Annotated in this window: 13 protein-coding genes and 1 pseudogene; 2 read left to right on the top strand and 12 right to left on the bottom strand. The window is 68.6% G+C overall.

Annotated features, from left to right (window positions below; translation table 11 throughout):
- Positions 1-54: 54 nt before the first annotated feature.
- The 8 genes and pseudogenes from EV371_RS34190 to EV371_RS08210 form a co-directional block, all read right to left on the bottom strand.
- Positions 55-138: pseudogene (locus EV371_RS34190) on the bottom strand (helix-turn-helix domain-containing protein); the annotation flags it as partial.
- 196 nt (positions 139-334) lie between these two features.
- On the bottom strand, positions 335-1684 hold the full coding sequence (locus EV371_RS08240) for a hypothetical protein (protein ID WP_486484538.1): 1350 nt from the start codon (positions 1682-1684) through the stop codon (positions 335-337).
- Positions 1681-2304 carry an FkbM family methyltransferase gene (locus EV371_RS08235; RefSeq protein WP_130461519.1) on the bottom strand — a complete coding sequence of 208 codons (624 nt, stop codon included), beginning with the start codon at positions 2302-2304 and terminating at the stop codon, positions 1681-1683. Before EV371_RS08235 ends, EV371_RS08240 begins: the two co-directional genes overlap by 4 nt.
- A 4-nt stretch (positions 2305-2308) precedes the next feature.
- Positions 2309-3280, bottom strand: a complete 972-nt coding sequence (locus EV371_RS08230) for an NAD-dependent epimerase/dehydratase family protein (protein ID WP_130465748.1) — start codon at positions 3278-3280, stop codon at positions 2309-2311.
- 8 nt (positions 3281-3288) lie between these two features.
- Positions 3289-4047, bottom strand: coding sequence for a phytanoyl-CoA dioxygenase family protein (locus tag EV371_RS08225; protein ID WP_130461518.1), 759 nt, complete (start codon positions 4045-4047; stop codon positions 3289-3291).
- Entirely contained in the window at positions 4047-4703 is a 657-nt protein-coding gene (locus tag EV371_RS08220; protein ID WP_130461517.1) for a class I SAM-dependent methyltransferase, read from the bottom strand. Before EV371_RS08220 ends, EV371_RS08225 begins: the two co-directional genes overlap by 1 nt.
- On the bottom strand, positions 4700-5950 hold the full coding sequence (locus tag EV371_RS08215; RefSeq protein ID WP_130461516.1) for a methionine adenosyltransferase: 1251 nt from the start codon (positions 5948-5950) through the stop codon (positions 4700-4702). The genes EV371_RS08220 and EV371_RS08215 overlap by 4 nt, the downstream gene beginning before the upstream one ends.
- 20 nt (positions 5951-5970) lie before the next feature.
- Positions 5971-6870, bottom strand: coding sequence for a radical SAM protein (locus EV371_RS08210; protein WP_130465747.1), 900 nt, complete (start codon positions 6868-6870; stop codon positions 5971-5973).
- A gap of 219 nt (positions 6871-7089) precedes the next feature.
- Here EV371_RS08210 and EV371_RS08205 point away from each other — a divergent pair, with 219 nt between their 5' ends.
- On the top strand, positions 7090-8514 hold the full coding sequence (locus tag EV371_RS08205) for an NsdA family TPR-like regulatory protein (RefSeq protein ID WP_130461515.1): 1425 nt from the start codon (positions 7090-7092) through the stop codon (positions 8512-8514).
- A 15-nt stretch (positions 8515-8529) separates the two neighbouring features.
- On the top strand, positions 8530-9483 hold the full coding sequence (locus EV371_RS08200; RefSeq protein WP_130461514.1) for an FAD-dependent oxidoreductase: 954 nt from the start codon (positions 8530-8532) through the stop codon (positions 9481-9483).
- Between the two features lie 111 nt (positions 9484-9594).
- On the opposite strand, the gene EV371_RS08195 is transcribed toward EV371_RS08200, so the two are convergent.
- From EV371_RS08195 to EV371_RS08180, 4 genes are read right to left on the bottom strand one after another with little or no spacing between them, the layout of a single operon-like run.
- A complete protein-coding gene (locus EV371_RS08195; protein WP_130461513.1) occupies positions 9595-11730 on the bottom strand; it encodes a UvrD-helicase domain-containing protein in 2136 nt (711 codons plus the stop codon).
- Entirely contained in the window at positions 11730-18062 is a 6333-nt protein-coding gene (locus EV371_RS08190) for a DEAD/DEAH box helicase (protein WP_130461512.1), read from the bottom strand. Before EV371_RS08190 ends, EV371_RS08195 begins: the two co-directional genes overlap by 1 nt.
- Positions 18059-22768, bottom strand: coding sequence for an Eco57I restriction-modification methylase domain-containing protein (locus EV371_RS08185; RefSeq protein WP_130461511.1), 4710 nt, complete (start codon positions 22766-22768; stop codon positions 18059-18061). The genes EV371_RS08190 and EV371_RS08185 overlap by 4 nt, the downstream gene beginning before the upstream one ends.
- Positions 22765-25611, bottom strand: a complete 2847-nt coding sequence (locus tag EV371_RS08180) for a DEAD/DEAH box helicase (RefSeq protein ID WP_130465746.1) — start codon at positions 25609-25611, stop codon at positions 22765-22767. Before EV371_RS08180 ends, EV371_RS08185 begins: the two co-directional genes overlap by 4 nt.
- Positions 25612-25676 lie beyond the last annotated feature (65 nt).

The raw sequence follows: 25676 nt of genomic DNA, 5'->3' as shown, positions 1-25676 counted from the left end.
GGCACCGATCATCGAGCCGATCGCCACGGCAAACAGGAAGCCGGTGGCGAGTGCCCGCTCCAGCAGTGCGGCGATTGCCCGGATCGATCTGCCGGCCCGGTGCGTATCGGCGATGGTGATGCGCTCCTTCTCGGACAGGTAGCGGGCCGAGACGGCCTGCTACGGCGCAGCGAGCGGCCGGTAGACCTGCTGGCTTACCCGGACGACGTGGTTTGGGCACGGCAACTCCTGAACAGGTCAGGTGTTGCGACGACCGTTAGAACTAAGCCGTCAGGGTGGGGCCAGAGAAAGCCGCTAGAACCACGCCTTCCTCACGAGGCGGACAGTGGAGTGGTCACGGAGCTGAACCGGGGTCAGACAGGGGCTTCGTTTCGAATGGTGGGGCGAGGTTGCCGAAGTTGGTGCCGAGTACCTCGTCGCTGAGCCGGAAGACCTCGGGCGCCCAGGGTCCGAGTCCACCACCACCAGGTAGGCGGTCGGTGATGAGGGTCGCGGTCAGCAGCCAACCCCGTGGCGACGGGGTGATGGTGAGGCTTCCGTCCGCGGCGCTACTCGGGGCAAGGGTCAGTGTGTCGCCGCTCCAGCGCACTGCTGCCTGTCGGGGACTCGTCTCGTCGGCGTGCGTGGCGGCGCCGAAGATCGTGCAGGTGGCGCCGATGGCAAAGGTTGCCTCCACCAGGGGGTCGACAGTGCTGGTCTCGGGCTCGATTCCGTCCCGCGCGAGCAGGTTGACCGCGTGCAGTAGGACTCGATGTTCAGGGGGCGACGCCTCCATGGCGGAGGTGAGCCGGGCGTTGAGATCGGTGGGCAGGAACCCGGTGGCGGTGAGGATGCCGTCAACGGAGAAGCCGCCGCGGTAGCCGAGGCGATCTCGCAGTCGAGCGCCGACGCGCTCGGTCTGGGTAATGAGGTTGGTGGCGTCGTCGCGGATGGGAACAGCCCCAGCGCAGAGGAAAGTACCTTGTTCGGGCCGGGAAAGCGTCACGAGTTCCATGGGCGGAAACGAAATGATCCTGGTGGCGAGGGCCAGCCCGTGCAGGCGTACCGGGACTCCTTCGAGGAGCGGCATCAGCCGAACTCGCCAGGTTCCGGGCTCGGCGGTGGGAATGGTTGTCGGTGGTGGACCGTTGTGCCACCACCAGATGCCATCGCCACCAGCAGACGGTCCGGCACCGACAAGCTGGCAGGAGCAGACGACGCCGGTGCCCTGGTCGACGGTCGCTCCCAGCATGGCGAGGTCGGCGGTGCCGTCGCTGACGATGGACCGTGCTCGGGGCACACCAGCGGCGTCCCAGAGCGTGTCGACCACGGTCTTGTCCTCGAAGAGCCGCCACGCGGGCTTTCTGACACCGATCCGTCTCCGGACGCCGGCATGCGGCGGATCGAGCGGGTCGGGCAGAACGAGCGTCGCGGTGTTGTCGGGGTCGAAGGCGTCCGCCTGCCCGGCGAGCCAGCCGGAGCCGTCGAGCCCGGCGATGGCGTGGTGTTGCCACGCGAGGTGGTCGGACGCGCCGTGCAGCGTCCGGCGCCGGGTCTCGGGCGGTGCGTCGTCCAAGGCGAGGGCAAGGCAACGGGCCGGGCCGAGCAGGTCTTGCCAGGCTGCCGCGTCGGCGGCGCGACCACAGACAACGATCACCTTGCCGTCGGGTAGTAGCTGCTCGATCGGCAGACCGGGCCTGTTCATCGGTGTCGCCGCCATGGCCGGTCTGTTCGGAGCAGGATGAGGTTCGCTGGTGTCTCGTGAACCAGCTCGTAGGTGTCCGGGCCGAGGTGGCGCTGGATGGTGCGGCGCTGCCGGTCGGGGTGGTCGTCGTCGAATTCGACGATGACGACGGCGGGTCGGTGCTGGGTGTGGTCGAAGGAGTCCCAGACGTCGAGTTCGGTGCCTTCGACGTCGATGCTGAGCAGGTCGATCTGGTCGATGCACCACTGGCCGAGGAGGTCTTCCAGGGGGCGGCAGGCCACGAGGATCTCTTGGTAGTCCGTACCGCGACGCTGTAGGCCGGACCAGGAGGGCTTGTGGGCATACATGCCGAATGGCCAGAGCCCGGGGGTGGCGGATACGGCGCAGGTGTCAACGGCGCAGCAGCGGTCCCGGAGTCGTTGGTGGTTGCGGGGGTCGGCGTCCACGCAGAGTCCCCGCCAGCTGCGGTTTTCGAAGTACAGGCTGTTGCTGCCACGTACGCCGTCGCCCGCGCCGATGTCGACGAAGACTCCGTGCGCCGGGAGGTGGTAGTGCTCGGCGAGCCAGCGGTCCTCGCCCCATTGTGAGTGGTACGGCGCGGGTTGGGTGTAGGGCAGCACGCCGTCACCCCCTCCACCGCTGGATCAGGTTCCGCTCACGGGCGTGATCGAGCCAGCGCTGTGACCAGCCGCGTCGTAGCGCCTGCCAGCCGAGCGCATCGATGATGCTGTCGGGCAGGGGTCGGAGGGTGAGGCCGGCGCTGGTGGCGCGGCTGCTGTCGACCGACATGAGCGCCAGTTCGGGGCTGCTGGCGGGCAACCACAGCGGGATCTCGGTCCATGGGCGTACGCGGTGGGTGAGGGCGAAGGCTTCGCCCACCCGGCAAGCCGTGACAGCTCGGCCAGCACGGGTCAGGACCGTGTCCACCAGGGTTCGGGCATTGGTTCGGACACCGGCGACGTTGACGACGCCGGTGAGTTGCTGGGTCGCGGCGTTGCGCAGGAAGTGGGCGACGTCGGCGGCGTCGATGAGTTGGATGGCCTGGCGGTCGTCCATCGGGACCAGCACGTCACCGCCGCGCAGCGCGCGTTCCAGCCAGTAGGCGAGGCGTTCGCTGTCGTCGTATCGGCCGATGACCAGGCCGAGGCGGGCAATGAGTAGAGGTACGTTGATTCGGTCGAGGCGACGTCGGAGGTATCGCTCACAGCGAAGCTTGCGGGTCGCGGAGGCGCGTACCGGATGGGAGACGTCAGCCTCGATCGTGGGAGCCCGTTCGGTCAGGCCGTGTCGGCTGAGCGTTCTGCGGTACACCCCGCAGGTGGAGACCAGAATGTATTGTCCGACGTCGCCGATCAGGGGCAGGACTTGGCGCAGGTCATCGACGTCGCGGGCGCTGGTGTCGATGACCGCGTCCCACGGTTCGGCGAGGACGGCGGCGGCCTCGAGGGTTGGTGCGCGTCGGTCGGTCAGGACGTGGTGGGCGATTCCGGCGAAGGGCGATGGTGAGCGGCCCCGGTAGAGCACGGTGACGTCGTCTCCGCGTCGGAGGCATTCCTCCACGATGTGCCGGCCTACGAATCGGGTGCCGCCGAGCATGAGGATCTTCATCGCGGTTTCCCGTCGTCCGGGCGGGCGGGGCTGTAGCCGAGCACGAGCAGCCGACGCGGGTGGCCCGAGGTGTTCGGTCCGCTGGCGTGGACCAGGGCGGCGTCCCAGACCAGGACCGCACCGGGCTCGGCTATCAGGGTCACGGCCGCGGTGTCGGGCGCGGCGGTGTCGGGTACGACGGGTCCCTGGTTGTCGGTCGGGATCATCTCGATGGTGTGGCGGTGGCTGCCGGGCCAGACTCGCAGCGCGCCGGCCGTTTCGGTGCAGGGGTCGAGGCAGACGGCGACGGTGAGCACCCGGGGGTAGCCGCGTGTCGCGTAGTAGGCGGCGTCGGTGTGTTTGCGGACCTCTTCGCCGAGCACCGGTAGCGCCGCCCATCCGGCGGTGATGTCGACGCTCTGCTTGTACATGAGCTTGTTGTCCATCAGTGTCGGGGGGGCGCCGAGCAGGTCGGCGACGACGGCGCGCAGTTCGGGGCTGTCGGCAACCGCCGTGGCGGCCGGGGACAGGTCGACCACAGGTTTGACCTTGAGAACGTACGGGTCGCCGCTGGCGAGGCGCCACCAGGTGACGCGTGGGTCGAGCGTTCTGGTGGCGACCATCCGGGCGAGCCGGTGGCCGAGGAGTGTGTCGGCCTCGACCCGGAGGTCCTGGATGGTGGCGGGTGGAATCAGATCCGGCAGGACGAGGTACCCGTGTGCGGCGAACCGGTCGATCTGCTGCGCGGAGACCGCCGGCGCGATCGGTGAGGTCATCAGGCGCCGCCTTTCGTGGCGATCGGGATCAGGAAGTCGCGGCTGGGTTTGGTCCAGTGCGGTGGGGTCTGCTCGGCCGGCATGGTGTGCGGGCTGGCGGTCCATGCCGCGAAGTGCCGGTCGAGGACCGCGCGGCGGGCCGGGCCGATCGAGGTGCCGCTGTGGAAGAAGCTGAACCGGCCACCCGGACGGAGGCAGCGCAACGCGACGTCGGCGACGAACTCGGCGAAGTCGGAGTCAGCGTGTCCGTCCGGCGGCCAGGTGTCGTACATGATCGCGTCGAAGACGCCGGTCGGCAGCGTCACGAGCTGCCACGGGTCGGCGTAGACCCGTGCCGGTGCGTCGAGGGTTTCGAGCACCCGCGTGCGAGCCATCAGCGCCACGCCGGGGTGCGGTTCGATCGCCGTGTACGAGCCGATTACACGCTTCGATAGCTGGGCGGCGAACACACCGAGACCCAGCCCGACCTCCAACACATTGGGGCGGGTGAAACCCTCGGTGAGGCGGCTGGCGTGCTCGCGCATCAGGTCGGCCTCGGCGAAGAACATCACGTACTGCGAGCCGATGCGTAGACCTTCCGCGTCGATGACCGCGGGTTGGTCGCGGAGGGCGGCGATGTGTCGTTGGTGCACCTCGGACAGGGTCTTCGTTGTCATAGCGGGACTCCGTCCCGGAATCGTGCCAGCGGTTCGGCTGCGAGGAAGCGTGCGGCGAAGGTCGAGGCCCCGGCGACGACGCGCCGCACCACCTCTTCGATCTCGGCCAGGGCGATGGCGTCGACCTCACGGTCCACCGAGACCAGGACGTGTGCCGGAGCGTCGAGCTGGCCACCGTTGCGGGCGGCGATCGTGACCTCGGCGTACACCGAGGTTTCGGCCAGCACCCGCTCGGCCGCTTCGGCGGCGATGGCGGTGTAGATCTTGCCGGCGTGGTGGACCGGGTTCTTGCCGGCGGGCGCCTCGCCGCTCGCTGGGCGCAGCGGCTCGATGACGCCGCTGTACCGGTTGCCGCGCCCGACCGCGCCGCAGTCGCCCTTGCCGAGCGAGGTGCCGAACGGTGCCAGGTAGCCGCGACCCGGCACATCTTTCGTGTTGAGGTGCAGCGACAGGCCGGTCACGTCCCGGGATCGGGGATCCTGGTCGAGCAGTGACTTCAGCTCGGCGGAGACGATGCTCTGCACCTCGCCGAGTGCTTCTCGGTACGCCTGCCACGAGGCGACCAGTTCGGGATGGAACGGCACGGCGGCCGTAACCTCCAGCGCGGAGCCGATTCGAACCACCATGACCTTCACGTCGGTCCCGGCAGTAGCCATGACCTGCCGGAACCCTTTGCTGGTGAGGCGCCGTTCGAGCCGTATCGCGAGATCGGCGGCGAGGCCGCGCCGGCTGGTGCCGACGCAGACGACGGTGTCGTTGGCGACGGACTCCGTTGCGAGCACGGCGTTGATGTCCAGCGCCGCTTCGGGGCGGTAGAACCTCGGGTCGTGGTCGACGGCGGTGCCGCGAGTGTTGTTGATGTGCAGGCGCAGGTGTTCGAGGATGCGGCGGTCACCGAGCGCGGCCGGCAGGACGTCGAGGACGACGGCCCGGAAGATCTCCTCGATCGGCACCTGCGTGTCACCGACCTGGTCGGTGATCTTCCCGAAGAGGTAGCAGTCGGCCGGCTTGAGGATGTCGAAGCCACCGAAGCGGACGTCGGCGGCGGCGCCGACGAGGTTCACCTTGTCGACCCAGTGGTTGGGGATGGCACCGAACTCGCTCAGGCACCAGGACGAGTAGCGCTGGGAGAAGGCGTCGGCGACCAGGTCGGCGAGGCTGTCCGGATGGCCGATGCCCTTGCGTTCGGCGACATCGAACGGCTGGTCGTCCGGGTCGACGCAGGCATGACGGATCGAGATCTGCATGGGGGAATGCCCTTCGAAAGTCAGAGGTCTTCCGGGTCGACGCCCGGTTCAGGGCGGACTGGAGGGTCGACGAGGTAGGACAGGCACTGTGACAGGACCAGCACCCGCTTGGCGGGGCACGGCTCGTTGACGTCGGCGGGCCGGAAGGTGCCGTCGTAGAGGTTTCCGTAGCCGGCGGGCACGGAAGCGCATCGGCGTACGTCACCGGTGACGGTGACCTTGAACGAGGTGACACCGGCGGTGCACGCCTGGCCCCGGAAGGAGAGCATCCCGTCGAGGTAGGGCCGGTTGAAGACGTACTCGCCGGAGTTGGCCAACACGAGTGCCTTCTGCTCGTCGGTGTAGCCCTCCGGGTAGCGGACACCCTCGTACACGCCCTTGAACACCTTGGCCCGTACATGGTCCACACCCAGCTCGCGCAGCCGGTCCAGGTCGGCGGCGAACCGGCCGAGCAGCGGCGGGTACAGCACGTACAGGGCGGTCACGTCGAACCCGCGACGCCGCAGAATCAGGTAGTTGCTGGCGTAGGCGTCGAGTTCCAGCCCGCGCAGCTCGCGCTCGGGCTGGTGGATCGCGGCGACGATCTTCGCCACCCGGCCGGCCGGGACACGCTCGGCGAACTCCGCCACCTCGTCGCAGGCGAGGTTGGTGTTGATGCTGATGAAGTGGTTACCGGCCAGACCCCGGCACAGCTCGACGAAGCCGGGGAACATGAACGGCTCGCCACCGGACATGTGCACCAGGCAGACCTTGCCCAGCTCGTCGAAGCGCCGGACCACCAGCTCCGGGGCCGGCTCGTCGAGGTGCTTACGGTTGAGCACGTAGCGGATCTGTGGGTGGCAGTACTCGCAGAAGAAGTTGCAGCGGTTCGTGAGGTGCCAGTCGAACTCCCAGTCCCATGGCGGCTTGGTCTGGGTCATCGCCGAAGTACGCATCAGGTCCTCCGCTCGCCCGTCGAGGATTCACCCGCCGGCGCAGCCCTGATGGCGGTGCGCCGGCGGGGACGCATTCAGCAGACCCCGAACCGGCACCGCTCGGGCAGGGGATAGAACCGTCAAGAGCGTCAATTCCATGGGCCGCAGCGGCCAACACGATCCGGTACCTTCGCGGTACTGTCGGTTGACCCTGCGGAGGAGTCGATGGGATCACCACCCGACCGCACCAACCAGACCCTCGCCGCGCACATGGCCGAAGCTGGCCTCACCCCACGCACCCTCGCGCGAGAAATCAACCGACTCTTCGGACCCGGCACACTCGCCGAAACCGCGCCCTACCACTGGCGCGACGCCGGCGGCATCCCCCGCCCGCCACTGCCAGCCCTCACCGCGTACGTCATCTCCCGCCGCCTCGGCCGCATCGTGACCGCAGGGGACCTATGGCACGGGCAACCGGATACCGCGGATGGCACGCTGGTAATGGCGGCCAGCGCCGGCATGGACGGGCCGTGGACACTCGCGAGCACCATGCTGGTCGCCGAGGACTGGCTGTTGGGAGGACTGGTGGACAGGAGGATGTTCCTCTCCGTCTCCGGGGCAGCCCTCACCCAGGCCGTCAACATCTACCTCGGCTCGCACCTTCCGGCGAACGGGACCGCCCTCCCGACCGCGACACCGGACGACCCGCTTGTCGACCAGATCGAAGCTAGCGTGCCGCGCCTGCAACTGCTCGACGACGAGCGCGGCGGCGCGGCCGGCCTCGGCTACGTCGGAGCCCAGGTCCGCGCGGTCCTGCTCGTACTCCGCGACGGCGGCCACACGGACGCCACGACCCGCCGGCTCCTGGTCGCCCTCGCCGACCTCGCCCAACTCGCCGGCTGGAAGGCATTCGACGCCGGACAACAAGGACTGGCCCAGCGGTACTTCTTCACCGGCCTCCGGGCCGCGCATGACGCTGCCTACCGGTCGATGGAGGCACACATCCTCGCCGACCTGTCCTTCCAGGCTGCTTCGGTCGGCGACGCCGACGACGGCCTACGCCTCGGCGACGCCGCCCGCCGGGTCGTCGACCGGTCGCCCGCGAGCGTTCAAGCCTCCGTGCTGTCCCGCCTCGCGTTCGCCCACGCTGCCGCCGGCCAGGTCGACCAGTGCGAGTATGCCTGGACGGAAGCCCGTGACCAGCTCGCGAAACGGCATCCCGACCGCGACCCGGAGTGGATGTACTACCTGACTCCCAACCACCTGGACTGCCAGGCCGGCTACGCGATGATCCTCGCCGGACGGCAGGTCGTGGCGAACGGGCGAGCAAGCGACGGGAAAGCCCTGCTCCGCAAGGGCGAGGCACTGCTGCGGACCGGCGCGTACGCCCGTCGATCGGACGTGCCCTACCAGCGGCGAGCCCTCTACGAAGGCGCCTGGCTCGCTCTCGGCTACACCGCCCACGGCAAACTCGACGATGCCTGTGCCGTAACCCGGATGGCCCTGCCCCGGCTCGAGCAGGTCCGCTCACCCCGTAGCACCGCCCTGCTCGGCACGCTCGCGCAGGAACTCCGCCGACGGAAGCGGAACCAGGGCGTCTCTGACCTGCTACCCGAACTTGAGAACGCGCTCGCGCGCCAACCGGCCTGACACTACGGTCAATCGATGAGCCGCACCGATCTCGACGCCCTGGTCATCGGCGCCGGCGTATCCGGCCTCACCACCGCCATCTGCCTCGCCGAAGCCGGGATGCGAGTCAGGATCTGGGCAGCCGAGCCACCCGAGAAGACCACCTCGTACGCCGCCGGCGCGATGTGGGGCCCGTACCTCGTCGAGCCCGTTGACAGGGTTCGGGTGTGGAGCGCCCAGACGCTCGACGTGCTGTGGCAACTCGCCATCGACCCGGCGACCGGGGTCCGGCTCGTCTCCGGAATCGAGGCGTCCCGCAAGCCCGTCGAGCCGCCGGAGTGGGGCGACCAGCTTGACGGGTTCCGGATGTGCGAGCCGAGCGAACTGCCGGACGGCTTTGCCACCGGGTGGCGGTACACCGCTCCGCTGGTCGACATGCTGATCTACCTCGGATACCTGCGCGGGCGGCTGGAGACAGCCGGCGGTGAGATCGTGATCCGCCGGATCGACTCATTCGACGAGACCATTGGTGTTGCGCCCCTCATCGTCAACTGCGCCGGGATGGGCGCCCGGGACCTCGTGCCCGACGCCGACCTGACCTCGATCCGCGGACAGCTCGTCGTGGTCGAGAACCCCGGCATCACCGAATTCTTCTCCGAAGACACCGGGCTATCCCCGGACCTGCTGCACTTCTACCCCCAGGGCGAGACGCTGGTCCTCGGCGGCACCGCCCAACCCTGTCAGTGGAGCCGAGAACCAGATCCGGACATCGCTGCCGCGATCATCGCTCGTTGCGCCGAGATCGAGCCGAACCTCCGCGATGTCCAGGTCATCGAGCACCGAGTCGGTTTACGCCCCACTCGCCCCTATCTGCGGGTCGACAAGCAGCAGTTCAACGGGGCTCAGGTGATTCACAATTATGGTCACGGCGGGGCCGGGGTGACCTTGTCTTGGGGCTGCGCCCTTGAAATTGCCCAGGACACCTACTGATGATCAGTTGACTGGTTGACGCGGGCTGGTCGACCTATAACGGACAGATGTCAGATGAAGACCGAGGTTAGCTCGGGGCGGGATGCGGTCGCGGGGGTCGCAGCGAGGCCGTCAGTTGCGTTGCACCACGACAAGCTGGTCGCGTGCTCGGGTGGCTGCGACGTATCTCAGTGAACGGCCCCGAAGCTCGGCGTCTGCTCGTTCGGCGGGATCCAGCCCGGCGAGGCGTTCGAGTTCGGCCAGTGCCGGCTTGCCGGCGGCCAGTACGACCTTGGAGAACTCGGTGCCCTTGGCCCGGTGCATCGTCAGGACCGGCACCCGGCCGATCGGTGGGCGGTCGCGGTCGACGGCGCGGGCGTCCACTCCCTGCTCGGTGAGGGCGGTGACGACGCGGTCGCGGTGGAACCGGTCCTGTACCAGGACCGCCACGGTCTCCGGGGCGTCTCCGGCGTCGAGCCACGAGCGGACGTGGCGAACGATGGCGTGGAGTTCGTCCGTAAGCGAGTTGACGACCACTTCGATGGGTGCGGGACCGCTTCGGGCGGATCGATAGCCCGTGCTTTCAGGCTCGTCCTGCAGGTCGACGTACTGGCCGCCGTCCAGGATGGCCATGGCGTAGCGCAGGTTCTGTGCGGTGGTGCGGTAGTTGAGCGTCAACCGCTGGGAGCGGCCGACGATGGCGATGCCGTAGCGCCCGAGGACGACGCGGCTGCTGTAGATGCGCTGGTGTGAGTCCTCGGCGATGAACAGGTCGTCGGGGCGTTCCTCGACGGCGGCCCGCAGCAGGAGCCAGTGGGTGGGGGAGAGGTCTTGCCCTTCGTCGACCAGCACGTGATCGGCCGGGCGGTCCCCGCCTGCCCTGAGGTGTGCCGCGGCGACCGCGGCGGCCTCGGTGAAGTCGAGGCTGCCGTCGATCCGGCAGCGTTCCCGGTAGGAGTCGACCAGTGCCCAAACGGCTCGGCGTCTGGCGCGGTCCAGGGCGACGCCTCGTCCTGGCCGGCGCACCCGCAGGTAGCCGGTCTCGTCGTACACCTTGTTAGGGAGGACGACATGCGCGTACTCGGTGGCCAGGAACGTCTCGTTGGCGATCTCTGGCGGGAGCGACGTGCCGGTCGATTCGACAACCTCGCGCCACAGGTTCGGTGCGGTGCGCGACATCGGTGCCGCGCGCTCCTCGCCGAGGACGTCGCGCATGGCCGGCGAGAGACCGTTTCCTGCGGTCCGCAACACGGCCGCGGCGAGCGCGTCCACACCGATCACGTACACGCCCGGTTGTCCGAGCGTCTTGGTCTGGGGCACTCGTGGGTCGAGCTGAGTGAGGCTGTCGCCGAGTGCGTCGGCGAGGTTGGTGGTGAAGGTGGTGAGGACGATGCGGGCCTCTGGGTCGCGTTGGGCGAGGGCGCGCGCTCGGTGGACGAGGACGACGGTCTTGCCGGTGCCGGCGCCGCCAGCGAGACGGAACGGCCCGTTGTACGGCCGGTCGATGTACCGGCGCTGCTCGGGGTGCAGGAAGATGCGCCAGGCGCCGAAGTCTCCGCCTTCGATGACGCGGCGGAGTTCTTCCTGGCCGTCGATGAACGCGAATTGCAGCGCAGCCGCCGGTCGTTTGAGGGACTGCAGCACGTCGGCGTCGTCGTCGGACGAGGAGGTCTTCTCCAGCTGCATCCGCTGGACGATCGCGTCGATGTCGTCGCCGGCTGCCAAGTCGACCAGGATGGTGCCGATCCAACCGTCGTGACGTTCGGCGAGCGTGAGGATGGCATCCTCGTCTGCGGCTGCCGCTGCCTGAGTGGCGACGTCCTCGGGAAGTCCGAGCTTGTCGACGAGGTCGGCGGGTTCGTGGCCGAGGCGAGCGAACAACGCCTTCGCCGAGTCCGGGTCGGTGGTTGCGGGGGGCGGCGTCATGGGGACGAACGCCGGCTCGATCTCCTCCACCTGGGGCAGACCGTTGATCGGATTGACCTTCAGGCGTACGCGTTGCGCTGTGGTGATTGCGTCGTCGTGTGGCCAGATGCCGTGAATGACGTAGTGGGTGTCGCCGTCCCCGTCGAGGCGGAACATGACGGCCCGCCAGAACTCGTCGACCCGTCCGGTGCGAACCCGCGGGTCGGCGCTGTGCTGAATGGGTTCGATGTGCAGGCCGGGGGTGGTGTCGTCGGCCCCGAGTTTCTGCAGGAAGCTCATCGCCTTGCCGCGGACCGATCCATCGATCTTGCTGGCGAGTTTTCCCATTATGATGGTCGGCATCAGTCTCCTTCGTCCGTCTCGGTGGCAGCGCGAGTCAGAGCGGTGACGACCTTGGCAGGGTCGGGTTCCACCAGGTGCCATCCGTGCTGGGCCAGGTCGCTTCGGTCCTGTTGCGACATGTGCGCGAAGGCGACCGCCACCCGAAGAGCGGGCCAGCAGACGTCGAGCGGAATGCCATCGGGCCCTTCCGCACCGATGGTGGGCGGTGCGACGTTCTCGCCGGCGAGCGCGCCGATCAGTTCCTTCTCGTTTTCGGTCAACGCCGCGTCGTAGGCGTCGGCCCAGGCTCCGACCGGTCGGCCTGGTCCGGCCTGGTCCGGCTGCGCGGTCACCGGCTCGACCAGACTGGTCGTCGTCACAGTCGTCGGCCAGTCGCGCAGGCCGAGCGCGTTGGCGAGCCGCAGCCAGGCCCGCCAGGAGTCGGCGTGGTTGTCGCCGAGCATCTCGCTGCGATCGTCGAGCACGACGGCGACCTCGACACCGCTGCCCGTCATCTCGATGACCGCCGCGAGGGATCCGAAGCGGCGCAGGTGGACCCGCCGTTCACCAGCGGGTAGGTCCTCCCCGAGCAGCGCTGCTCGACCAATCTGGGGAAGGGCGACCGTGGTGGAGGTCTGGATCGGCTGGGCGCCGGCCGACAGGAACATGGGCACGGCTCGGGCGGCGGCCTGAACCGCTGCTGGGTTGGGATCGCGAACCCAGCCGACGAGCCAGTCGACCATGCCGTGTCCCAGGGCCTTGTAGGTCTCCGGCGGGGCCTGGAAGCCGGGGACGTTCATCAGGCTGCCGGCCAGGGCCGGATTCCACCATGGTGGTGCGACGTTCGTGGCGGTCTCGGCGGCAGCGATGTCGGCGCTGGTCAAAGCGATGACCAGGATGCCCAGCTCGCGTAGATGGGCCCGCTTGACGGCGTCATCGGCGAGGCGGTTGACTGCGGCGGTCGCGTGGTAGGCCCGCCCGTCCGTGAAGATCGCGATGTCGGGCACGTTCATGTCGCCGGTCTTCAACAGGTAGTCCGGCCGGGAGTCCGCGACGTTGACCTGCGGGCTGAGGGTCCAGTGGCGGTGCGTGCCGGGCAGGGTGAACCGGGCTGTGTTGCCGACCGGCGACGGGGTCTCGGTGACGGCGGCGCCGATGCGGCGTAGCCGACCGAGGAACACCCGATGGAAGGAGCGTTCCAGATGTGACTCGGGTTCTTCGCGCGGAGCCAGCTTGGTCACCGTCCAGGTCGTGTCCTCGGCCGTCTGAACGTCGGCAGGCAACCCGAGCAGGGTACGGAGGTGACGCTCGGCCGATGTCCGCGAAACTCGCCGGGTCACTCCCGGTGCGGTGAAAGGTAGCAGGCAGCGATGGCAGGCGAGACGCTCCTCATGGCGGCAGGGGCAGTCCCGTACCCGGTCCCAGGCAAGGATCAGCAGCTCGCGCAGGTGGTCCGGCTCGGCGATGCCGGCCAGGTAACCGGTGCCACCCGGCACGGTGTCGTGCAACAGGATCGCTTCGTGATTGTCGTTGCCGTCGGACAGCGTCGGGTCAACGACCTGCTCGACCCGGATGTGGTCGGGATGACCGCCCATCTGCTCCCGCAGTCCGAGCAGCAGCGCCGCGGACAGGCTCGGCACCGCGAAGTCGTCGCCGAGGCTGACCGTGTGCGGCAGCCGGATCAACAACCCTTGGGTACGCAGTGTCCGGGACAACGCGACGGTGCTGGTCACCTCGTTCGGAGCGGTCCGGTGCGGACACCAGGGACGGTGCTCGTGGGCACGATTGCGGCCGCTCTCGGTGTCGCGCTTTCCACAGCCGGAACAAACGCGGAACAGTGTTCCCTGTCGCTCGGCACCGGCGATGGTTCGGGTCGTGCCGTGACCGGCCGGCCCGAGGTTGAGCCATCGAATGTCGACCGACCGCAGATGGACCCAGCCCAGCCCGGTTCCTTCGACGAACCTCCGGTCGTCCATGTGTTCTGGGGAGACATCCGCAGCGGTCACGATCTGAAACGCGACGCGACCACGTTCGTCGTGCCGGTCGGAGATGGCGACCTCGTCCCGGCGTACCTCCGCCGAGACTCGGGTGAGTTCGACGACATCGAGGCGCTGCCCGGTGTCGTGAATGCCCCGGCTGCCGCAGCGCGGGCAGGCGACGGGAACACTCTCGCGGCCGGTCGCGGCGATGTCGCACGCGTGACCGCAGGCCGGACAGAGCGCCCAGGTGCGGATCGACGCACCGTCCAGGCCGAGATCCACCGCATCGATCTCGATTTCCCAACCACGGGCGTAGAAGGTTGCCCCGGGGGCGAACTCACGCAGTGCTTGGGCCGAACCTCGTTGGAACTGTGCGCTGTCGTAGCGGTACTTGCCGTCGTCGGGGTCGATCCAGGACAGGCCGACGTCCAGGGTGACGCTGTCGTCGAGCAGGGTGTAGTTGGGCAGCAGCCCGTACTCTTCCAGGACTCCGATCCAGTAGCTGCTCCGCAGATGAGCGAGCTGTCCTCTGGTCAACTGTCGGGTCGCCTGTGCCGACCGCAGTGCCTGCTTGTCGTCGTCGGTCACCGCCGGCGACTGCACCCGGGCCTCCAACTCGGGTAGCAGCTCGGTGATCGCCGCTTGCCGCTCTTCGAGCAGTGCCACGGTCTGCCGCCAGCGGTCACTGGCGTCGCGAACGCGGTGGGCGAAGCCACTGCTGCGTGGACCCGCGACCTGTTTCAGCCAGTCGCGAAGCCCGTCCACCACCTCGACGGGTAGCTCGTCGAACATGGCGGCGAACCGGTCCAGATCCGTTTCCCACGACTGCTCGGCGTGCGACACCAGGTCGCCGAGGAAGGTTCCCGGCGCGTACGAACCGATGGCCCCGCTGGCCTTGCGTGGACGACGACGCCCGGGTTCCCGCGCGAACGCGTCGATTAGGTACGCCGTGTACTGCCGGCGCAGGATCTCCTCGGCGGCGAGGTAGGTGGCCGGCGGCCGCACCTCGCCGTCGATCACCGACAACGGGTCGCCGATCTTCGGCAGGTGTTCGCCACGACCGGTGACGAAGGCCAGATCGAAGGCGTTGCCGGTGAGCCGGCCCGCCCGTCCGACCCGCTGCAGGTAGGAGGCGACCGTACGGGGCAGCGAGGCGAGGATGACCGCCGACAGGTCGCCGATGTCGATGCCCATCTCCAGGGTGGGCGTGGCGACCAGGACGTTCGGCGACTGAGGGCTCGTCGCCGCGTCCCGGAAACCGTCCTCGTACGCCAGTCGGGTCGCGTCGTCGAGCAGGCTGGTGTGTTCCCGAGCGACGACCCGGCGCATGTCCGGCGAGGCGTACAGACGTCGGTAGAAGTTGTCCGGTAGCGGTTGCGGGCGCAGCCGTCCGCGACAGCGCACGTTCAGGCAGGGCGCGTCCGTCAGCTGGTCGACGGTGGCGAGGCTGCCCGGGGTGCTGCCGCGGCAGGTGTCGCAGACCAGCAGGTGCCGGCCAGCGGCGAGGTCGCTCTCCTGGGTGGGGGCCACCACCACCGCGGAGACCGGCAGGGCGTAGACGGTCGCGCCGGACTGGCTGGTCGTCGTGGTCAGCACACCGTCGCGGGCGAGCCGGTCGAACAACACCCGGGCGAGCCGGCCACCGTCGAGCGGGGAGACGTCGAGCACCCGCGAGGTCCAGCGGGCATACCAGGATTGTGCCGAGGTGACCGGGTCGAGGTGGGAGTAGTTGGTCGGCCCCGGCGAGCCACCCACCTTCGGGTACGCCGGGCGCGGCCGGTCCCGAGGGAACGCCGGCATCCCGCCGCTGCGGGGCCGGCCACCCCAGATCGACCAGTCACGGCCGTCCTCCGCTCGATAGTGCTCGAACCATGGGTGGTCGATCGCACCCTGGGCCCGCATCCGGTCCAGGACACCCCGTACCCACTGCACGAGCACGGCGTCGTCAACGCTTGCCTCGCCCAGACGTTCCTGCCAGGACGTGCCGTTCAGCGCGGCCCGGGCCAGGCCGGCGACGCGTGCCGGTAGCCCGGCCTCGACCTCGACGGTGACGGATCCGGTCAGTTCCAGGGTGCGGCCGGTACGCGAGTTCAAGCCGAACTCGAGAGCCGCGTCGAGGGCCAACCGTTTACGCACTCGCGACTGCACCGACGGCTTGACGGCCCGCTGCCTCGGCTCCTGCCAGAACGGGGTGAAGGACTCCCGGTCGGCGCACTCCGGCGCCAGCAGCCGGTAGCGTCGAATCGGATCGTCGCCGGCCTGGGCCAGCACCTCCTCGACCAGCCGGTCGAGAGTCAGCGCACCGTCCACGACCGCTTCGCGCAGCACCGAACGCAGCGTCAAGATGTGCGACCGAGCCTGCACGAACCCGGCCCGGTGTGCCGCGTCCTGCACCGAGTCGGTGAAGACCAGGGCCTTCTTCTCCTCGGACGCCAGCTTCGGCGCGCCGAACAGGGTCGACAGCGACACCGACAGCAGCGTGGCGATGGCGCTGCCGAGGAAGCGGATGCCGTCCTCCTGCCCGCACGACGGGCAGGTGTCCTTGCGGCTGAGCTCGTCGGCGGCGGCACCCACGTTGGTGAGCACCGGCAGAACCCAGCCGTCGCGAAGATCGGGATCGTCCTCGGCGACCCGGTGCAGCAACTCCCGGCTGCGGATCGCGAACCACACCAGTCCGTCAGGCGGCTTCTCGCCGTCGGACCGGACGATCGCCTCGGCGGGCGCGTACAGCAGGGGCCGGAACCGTCCCTCCCGGGTGGCGTGCTGCCGGCGAATGCCTTCGTCGTCCGGGGCGAGGCTGTCGCCCACCGGTGCGAGACCAACCCCCCAGCCGGAGCGCCCGCAATGCCGACAGTAGATCGCCGGGAAGGACGGCCGGGTCTCCTCGGCCTCGTCCGCGGCGACCGGCGGACCGTCGTCGCTCCACCGGAACGCAGCCGTCGCGGCCGCGGACCGGTCGATGCGGGTCAGCTCCCGCACCCACAGGTGCGCCTCGACCGAGAGCGCATCCCGGCCGACGACCTTGCGTACGTGCCCCAGCATCGCCAACACCTGCGACAGCAGCGCCTCGGCCGGCTCCGGCTCGTCCTGCGGTCCGAACACCCGCAGGGCCAGGTCGCTGAGGGCGACGGCCTGACCGGCCGTGCGGGCCAGTTCGACCACGAGCGGATGTGCCCGGCACAATGCCGACAGCAGCTCCGGCGTCGCACCGGCCAGCTTGTCGGCGGTCACCCCATAGAGCAGCCCGAGTACGGCGTACGCGGCCTCTTCGCCGGAGGAGTCCGGGCTCACCTCCGGCAGCGGGCGGAGCCCGGCCGCGCGTAGTTCACCCACGGCGACCGGGGCGAACCCGGCTGCTGCCGCCGCCTGGGCTGCGCCTTCGGTCCACTCCGTCAGGCTGAGTCGGGTCTCGGTGACCACCGACGTCGAGTCGAACCGTTCGCCGAAGACGGTGGCGGCGAACCCACGCATCACCGACGGGTCGCCCTTGTCGCCGAGCGTCGCGGACGTGGCGACCGGCGTCATCAAACCCAGCGGACGGCTACGGGCAGCCTCGTCGATCAACGGGTCGTCGTCGCGCCAGTGGCTCCGCAGGGCTAGGCCGAGCCGGCGCAGCAGCATCGCCACGTCGGTGCCCTGCGCACCGTCGTAGGTGTGGAACTCGTCCAGCACCAGGTAACGCAGACTGGTCGCGGACTGCCGCCACAACTCCTGATCCTCAGCACGCAACAACAACTGGTCGAGCATCTTGTAGTTGGTGAGCAGCAAGTCCGGAGCGGTCTCCCGGATGACCGCACGATCGTTGATGAGCCCGTCGGGGGTAACCGCCATGCGGGTGGCGGTCACCTGCCCGGTGTAGAGCGCCGCCGTCACCCCGGCCAGCGCCGGCTCGGTGGTGAGCAGCTTGGTCAGCCGCGCCGCCTGGTCGTTGGCGAGCGCGTTCATCGGATACAGGATCAGTGCCTTGGTGCCGGCCACCCCGGCACGCCGGGCCCGCAGCACATGGTCGAGGATCGGATGCAGGAACGCCTCGGTCTTACCGGACCCAGTGCCGGTGGTCACCAGAGTCGGCAACGGCCGGCGCGGCTGACCGTCCACCGCCGACGCCGACCGGGCGAACGCCGCAGCCTGATGCCCGTACGGCGGAAACCCCTCGTACCACTCCAGGCTGGCCCGCCACCCCTCGTCGGCCGGGCGGAACGGCAGCCGCAACCGCACGTAAGGGCCCTTGAACATCCCGGTGTCCGGGTCGGAGAGGAAACGGTCCAGCCCGTCCCGCGCATCCCCGTCGGTCAGCCCGAACGTCGTCGTCAGATAGTCGACCAGCGCATGCTGAATCCGAGTCGCCTGGAAGGTGGGTAGTAGCTCGCTCACTGCCGCTCCCGCAGCCGCTGCTCGAAGACCGCGTACGCCTGCCGCATGTCCGCATCCCGATCCAGGGTGACGAACGGCAGTTCATAGGTGTAGGTGTAGCCGGCCTGGTTCGTCGCGGTCCGCTCCTCCGCCGTGATCCGATCGCCCTTCTTCCGCCACACGGTGAGCACCGAGTTCGGCACCAGCCGCCCGTTGACGTCGTAGTAGTAGACGTTGCGGTCGTAGCCGCGCAGCACGGCGAACTGGGTGCGGTAGATCGAACAGAGCTCGTCGGCGGTCAACCCGAGCATCAACGCCACCAACGCGTCGATCTCGACCAGTGCCTGCCGCCGGTCGGTCGCAATCCGCAACGGTGTCTCCGGTGTCCACTCCGGCCCCACGCTCCCAAGCGGGCTTCGCCGTTGATGCTTAAACCCATCCGCCCATCCGTCCCCGGCGAACTCACTCAGGTGACAGTCCTTCCAAAGTTTGGCATAGGCTGCAGTCACCGCGTTGAGGCGCAGGCACCGTAGGAGCAAGAATGGGTCGAGTGGGTGCGACTTTCCACCAGCGAGCCGGGAGACAGCACCGGCGCGAATTGTGGACTTGGGGGCCACTCGAATAGAGAAATCGGTGATCAAAGACGAAAGATAGCCACTCACGATCACCAGATGTCGTAGGCCACTGGCCGGCATTCCCATCGAGAAGACGCCATCAACGTGACTGGCTCCAGGCGGGATCATCCCCGGCATGAAGGTACGTTCGCCCTGGTTGGCAGCCATCGTTCGCCAGGCGATGCGGTAATGGTCGCGGGCAGGGTCGGGGTGCTCGTCGTCGCCCCAGTCCGTGTACGCGCAGTCGTAGTCATAGCGGTCGCCGATGGGCTGGTATGCGGTGGCCGGAATGGCATCGGCCGGCAACTGCTCGAAGTCCGTCGTTGACCAGTCCTGATTGTTGCGCATCGTCGGGTTCGGGGTCTTGTAGAGCGGGGTAGCGACAAAGAGGTGTGGCCCTTGGAGGATCACGTCGTCCCAGGACGCCGGCACCGCCCACTCCGATTCGAAGTAGCCCTTTGTGCGATCGTTCTTCTCGTGCCATCCGGCGGAGAATCGAAGTCCGAGGCCCCCGATACGCGATGCCCGAGAGAGTTTCTCGAGCACTGCCGCGCTGGACCGGTTCACCGCGTACACCATCCGGGTTTGCCGGAGCGGTACGTCGTCGGTCTCCATGGTGGTGTGCCAAGCGCGCAGAGTTTGATCGGTGACCCTCGTAATCCGTGAAGCGTGTGGGCGGACGTCCCACCGACCGTCGTCATCCTTGAGCCCAGGCTCGGGGCCCGAGCCGTCGTGAACGAGCGAGCGCACGGCTGTGTCTGGGTGGTAAAGCCAACTCGCCTGCGTGAACGCCGGTTCCGCTTGCCGAGATCCGTGAACGGTCACCCCGAAGAACTTGCTGTCCTTGATTTCGAAGAGAATTAGGGCGTTGACGAAATGCCAGTGGCGGCGCAGGCGGAGGTACAGCTCAGACCGGAGCGGACCTGCTCCTTCATCGGTGAAGTGCGAGTTCAGGTGGATCATGCCGATAGTGCCGCGTGTCGATCCGTGCCGCCACATCACCTCCATGAAGCAGCGGTACAGGTCAGGTTGTAGGCCCACGAGGTGTGGGTACTGCGCGGGAGCGCCTACAAAGGCGGCCGTCGACAACACGTCCGTGGTGCCGTCGACCACGAGTTCCGTCATGCCGGGCAGGGCGAGGGTCGTAGCTCGTTTGGCGGCGACCTGCGCCTGTGTGGGCTTATTGGTTAGCTGCCACCACGGGTCGCCCTCGGCGAGCAACGCGTCGACGTCGGAGCGAGGCCGGACCCAGGGCGGGTTACCGACTTGTAGGTCGAAGCCGCCTCGGGCGAAGACCGTGACGAAGTCCAGGTTCCAGTGGAAGAAGCCCTGCTGCGCGGCCACTCGCTCACAGACCGCCATCCACGGGTGGTTACGTAGCACATCGGAGACGAGCCCTGCGTGGGCGAATCCCAGGTCGATCTGTTCCGCCTGGTTCAGCTCTTCCCAGTCGGTCGTGGAACTGAGTTGCGCTGTTGACGCCTTGACTCTCGTCTTCTCCGGGCGAAGGTCATGGGCACGCCCGAGAAGAGCCTGGAGTCCGGCGATCCAGTCGGAGAGAGAGGGCGGTTGGACGCGCACCCCGTCGACTGTGGTGAGTTCGGCAGTGAGCGGCCAGAACCAGAGTGCGGTCCAGGCGTCCATGACTCGGCGCAGCCGCCGGTAGGCACCATTGGGATCGGCGAGTGCCTGCTCGATTTGCTCCCGTTGCACAGCGCCGCCGGCGGAAATGTCTTTCGTGCCCCACACGGGGATAGCGCGGCGGATTTCTCGCTCGGCGATGGTGAGGCGGCGGTGGGCGATCTGCCACAGCGTCTCGACCCGATGAGCCAGCTCGACTAGGGCGTCGACCTGCTGCTTGGTTGGTTTGGCCTTCACCGCGCGGCGCCAGTCCTTGAGGCGCTTTCCTGCCTCGGGTGCCAGGGCGGCGGCCTCTTTCGCGTCGGCGGCCGAACCCCAGCCGTCGGCGGGCAGCAGGAAGTGGTGGACGCCGCCGGTGGCGACCCGCCCGGCCTCGATGTCCTCCACCAGCCGGGTCAGGGGCACTTCTTGCGGCACCGCGCCCAGCCACGACTTGTCTACGACCTGGCTGCGGCGGTAGACGGCGTGGCGGGCGCCGATCAGTGAGTTGCCGCGCCGCAGATGCAGGCCGAACCATGGCGCGGACAGGCCCTCGACCATGGTGTCCAGCCAGAGAGAGATTTCGGCGAGTTCGACGGCGGTTTCGTTGAGGTCGACGCCGTAGACGTTGTGCAGGGCCAGGTACGCCTTGACCTCCTGCAACCGCTTCGGGTATTCGTCCGGGTCAATGCGTCGGCTAAGCTCCTTCTGGCGGCGCTTGAGGTATTCGTCGGCGAGTTGTCGGACCGCTTCGATGGCGAATGCTCCCGATCCGAGTGCCGGCTCGCAGATCGTCATCGTGAGGATCTGTTCGGCGGAGGTGTCGTCGGTGAGCAGTTCCTCCAGGGCTTGTCCGACGGTGAAGCGGGTCAGCATCTCGGGGGTGTAGTAGGAGGCCGACTGCTGGCGTTCCCGGCCGGCCAGGCGGAACACGAACGAACCCTGCTCGTGCACCACGGGACGGGACTCGCCGGTCACCGGGTCGATGCTTTTGACGAAGTCGGTGGCGGCGATGCCATCGGCTCGATCGACCGGCACCACCCAGGAGCCCTTCGACCCATCCCCGTTTTTCGCGACCTCGTAGAGGTCGGTCTCGGCGAAGAAGCCGGTGTAGGACATCAGCCCCTCGTAGACCGCGCCGAGCTGGTTGATGCCCAGTTCGGCGTACGAGATGAAGCCTCGATCCTTGCCGCGTTGTTCCTTGGTGAGCAGCAGGTGCGCCAGCACCTGCTGGACGGCGACGTTGCCCAGGCCCACCTCGTCGATGTGAGCGGTGGCCTCGGGTCGGAACAGGTCGGCGCGCAACGGGTTGAAGACCAGCCCGGCAGCGGACGTGTCGCTTTCCTCGGCGAGGGCCGGGGAGTGGCCCTTGTCGACCAGGCGGAACAGTACGCCGAGCGATTCGTAGAGGTGGGTGCCGGCGCGGGCCCGGGGGGTGGCCAGCTCGACCTGCACCAGCTCACGCAGCCGGTCGAGGCTGTATCCCTGGTCGTATTCGGGTGCGCCGACCGGGAGGACGCCCAGCTCCGGCGATGCTTCGGCGTAGAGCAGGAACAGGATCCGGTAGAGGAAGCGCAGCGACTGCCGGGCCAGTGGTTGTGCCTCGGATTTCGGCAGCGGTGGCAACCCTTGGGCGCGGCGACGGGCGACGACCTCGTTGGCGACGATCTCGATGGAGAGGCGTACGCCGTCGCGCAGGTCCTGGGAGACGCCGACGGTGTGCTTGACCGACGCCTCCAGTACGCCGTGCCACCACAGCTTGCCGTCCGCGTCCGGGGCGATCGACTCGGCGCAGAGGCAGGCCAGCGCCCGGTCGATCTCACCGCCCTTTCTGGTGTCGTTGCGTTCGCAGACGGACTGCAGGTCGACGGCGAGGTAGCGGCCTTCGGCCCAGCGTTCGCGTTCGGCGAGCAGCGCCCACCGGCCGGCCAGCACCAGCGCCAGCTCGGGTGCGTCGTCGGCGACGAAGAGCGCGGAGAGCAGCCGGGCAGCGCTTTTGATCTCCTCGCCGTCTTCGGTGAGCTGAACCGCCTCCCCGAGCGTGACCGCGTCCCGGGCGAGCAGTTCCTCGATCGCGGCAACCGGACGGGCGGCGAGCACGACCAGTGGTGCCGGGCCCGACGCGCCGGCTGAGGAAACCCGGCTGAGCGGCCCGGATTCGGAGACGATCAGGCCCGGCGCGTCGAGACCGAGGATGTCGCGTACCGCGCGGAGCACCTGTCCCGGCACCTCGTGTGCGGTTCGGCTTCCGGCCTGCTCGGTGGCCGACGCCGGGTCGAACAGTTCGGAGAGGGTGGCCAGGTCGATTTCCAACTTTCGGCGGGCCGCCAGGAATCGGGATCGCGGTGTCGACCGTCCGGCGTTCTCCTCGGCATCCCATCCGGCGCGGCGTTCCAGGATCTTCGCCCGGAACGACTCCTTGGTGGCGTCGGTGGTGAAGTAGTGCTCGGAGATCCAGCCTTCGCCGACGAGGATCGCGTCCGACCTGCTCACTGGAGTTCCCCCTCGGTGTCGGGCACGACCACCAGTAGCGGGCGCACCAGTTGCCGGGCCGGTGCCATCGACTCGGTCAGTTTCCGTTCCTCGGCGATGCGTTCCCGACTTGCTGCGGCGTCGCTGCGCCGGATCAGGACCGCCGTCTCTCCGTCCCATGCGTCGAGCTTGCGGCGCCACGCGTCGACGCGTTGCTGGGCATCCCGGCTGGCCGCCTCGAAGACGGTCTTCTCCAGGTAGGCGGCAGCCTCATGGACCGCCGGCCGGATCAGGGGCTGAAGGTGATCGGTCGTGGCGAGGGCACCCGGGTTGGCCCGGGGCGTGGTCCAGCCGAGCACCTGCAGCGCGTCGCGGATGGAGTCGTGCGGGGTCACCAGCGCGAACGACGGGTCGTCGGGAATGGGGAACTGAGCGGTCAGCCATGCGGTGGAGACCACCTGCCCGCGCTTGTTGGTCAGGGTGCCGAGCAGCAGCACCGTCGGCGCGTCCACCTCGCCGCGGACCGCGAACACCTCGTTGCGGCCGAGCGCCGCCAACGCCCGGTCGGCGGCCCAGTCGAGCACCGGGTGAAGCGGGCTCAGGTAGTGCGCGTCTGGCCAGCTCGTGCCCTTGTCGTCGCGCAGCGCGGCGGCCAACCTGTCCTTGCCCCGGGCGGTGGTGGTGGCGAGCACCAGACGCTCGGTCACCTTGCGGTCGGCGAGATAGCTCTGCGGCAGCACCTCCAACCGTTGCACCAGATCGGGCGGCGGGGTCAGCTCGACGGTGCCGAACGCCTCGTCCCGGCGCCACCCGACTCCGCCGCGAGCCGGTGTCGCCGTCGGGTCGATGAGCGCTTCCCGCAGCGCCTCCTCGAGGTAGGAGGCTTCGTCGTCGTAAAGGCCGGCTCCGTCGTCCGGTACGACGTCCGGGGCCGCAGCCGGCTCGTCGACCTGCCCTGGCGTGTCGAAGAGTTGTGCGAAGATCGCGGCGACGTCGTTGCCGGCGGCGACCTCGGTGACCGGCCGCAAGACGTCGTCGAGCTGTTTGGCGCCGGCGAGCACCGCCCGGATCTCCTCCTCTTCGCCCTTGACGTCGTAGCGGCCCATCAGCGACGCGACGTCGCCGAGGGCGGCATGGGCCTCGTCCTCTTTCTCGATCAGCTTGGCCAGCACCCGGACGTCGCCGGCGAATCGTTCGCTGGCCGGGTCGAGCAGCAGGGCGGTGATCTGCGGCGGGTGTTTCTGGCCGTACCGGTCGATGCGGCCGTTGCGTTGTTCGATGCGGATCAGGCTCCACGGGATGTCGTAGTGGATCAGCTCGTGGCACTGGGCGTGCAGGTTGACGCCCTCGGAGGCCACGTCACCGGTGACCAGCACGCGCACCGCCGACTGCTCCTGCTTGAAGCGCTCGACGAGTTCCTGCTGTTCCGGGTCGGTGAGGCCGCCGTGCATCAGCTCGACCGCGTCGTTCGGCAGGCCGAGGTCGCCCGGCAGGTTGCGGTGCAGCCAGTACAGCGTTTCCAGGCGCTCGGCGAAGATCACTGCCCGGGTGGCGGAGCCCGCCACGACGCCAATCTCCTTCAGGTACGCCACCAGCCGGGTGTACTTGGCCGACGGCGTACGCATGGAGCGCTCGTTGAGGTCGGCGAGGTGGCGCAGTGCCCTCAGCTCCGCCTCGGCCCGATCGGAGGGAAGCTTGGTGTCCTTGGTGACGCGCTCGATGCGTCCGTCGATCGTCTCCTGCAACGCCGCCGGTGACGACAGGAACGCCTTCGCCAAGGTCCAGGGGAAGAACGTCCCGCGTGCGCCCGAGTACGGGCTGCCGCCGGTGCCTGGCCACAGCCAGGTGTGTTCCAGTTCGCTGGCGACCGCGTTCTCTTCTGGGGTGGCCGGTATCAGGATGTTGTTCGGTTCGCGTCGTTCGGCCCAGTCGGCGCCGACGGCGCTCGCGACTTCCGGGCTGTGCCGGTGGCGTCGTACGACGAGCCGCCGGATCTCGTCCCGGTCCAGTTCACCGCTTGGCGGGACGGCGACCGGGTCGAGCATGCGGATCAGCTCGGCGAAGGAGTCGGCCTTGCCGTTGTGCGGGGTGGCGGAGGCCAGGATCAGCGCTTCCGTGGTGCGGGCCAGCAGCCGGGCGAGGCGGTTGTTGAGCGTCTCGGCGTTCGACAGGTTGTGCGACTCGTCGATGACAACCGCGTCCCAGCGCTGTTTGCGCAGGCTGGCCACGTAGCGATCCGATTTCAGGGTGTCGATCGAGATGATCGCCCGGCGGTAGTAGGTGAACGGGTTGCGGGTGGCAGGCAGTTTTTGCCGGACCCGCTGGATACCGGCGGTGTCCAGGCGTACGAACGGCAGGGCGAACCGCGTCCACAGCTCTTGCTGCATCTGCTCCAGTACGTGGCGTGGGGTCACCACGAGGATGCGGTCGCCTCGCCCGCGGCGAACCAGCTCGGACAGGATCATGCCGATTTCCAGGGTCTTACCGAGGCCGACCGCGTCGGCGAGCAGGATGCGCGGTCGCAGGCTCGCCGGATCCAAGGCCTTGCGGACCGCCGACTGCTGGTAGCCGAGCGCATCGGCGAGGCCGCGAGTGGCCACCGACAGCGACTGATCGGCGAGCGGAACGGCGGTCTTGCGCAGGGTGGACTCCAGCCAGAGCCGGGCGGTGCGGTATCGGGGACTGTCGTCCGCGACGACCCTGGCCTCGGCCGGGTCCAGCGGAGTGATGACATCGAGGGTGTCGTAGAACGTCGCAGTGGTGTCACGTACCAGCTCACCGAGACCTTGCACATGCACCGCGACACCATCGGTGGTGTCCTCGGTCGATCGGACCAGCCACTCCTCGTCGCGGATCACCACCATTGCACCGGGGGCGAGCCAACGGCGGACGTCAGGCTTGGATGTCGTCACAGACCTGATCTCCAATA

It is taken from the genome of Plantactinospora sp. CNZ321, assembly GCF_004217235.1.
The sequence above is the reverse complement of the archived record's forward strand: the minus strand, read 5'-3'. Positions and strand labels throughout refer to the sequence as shown.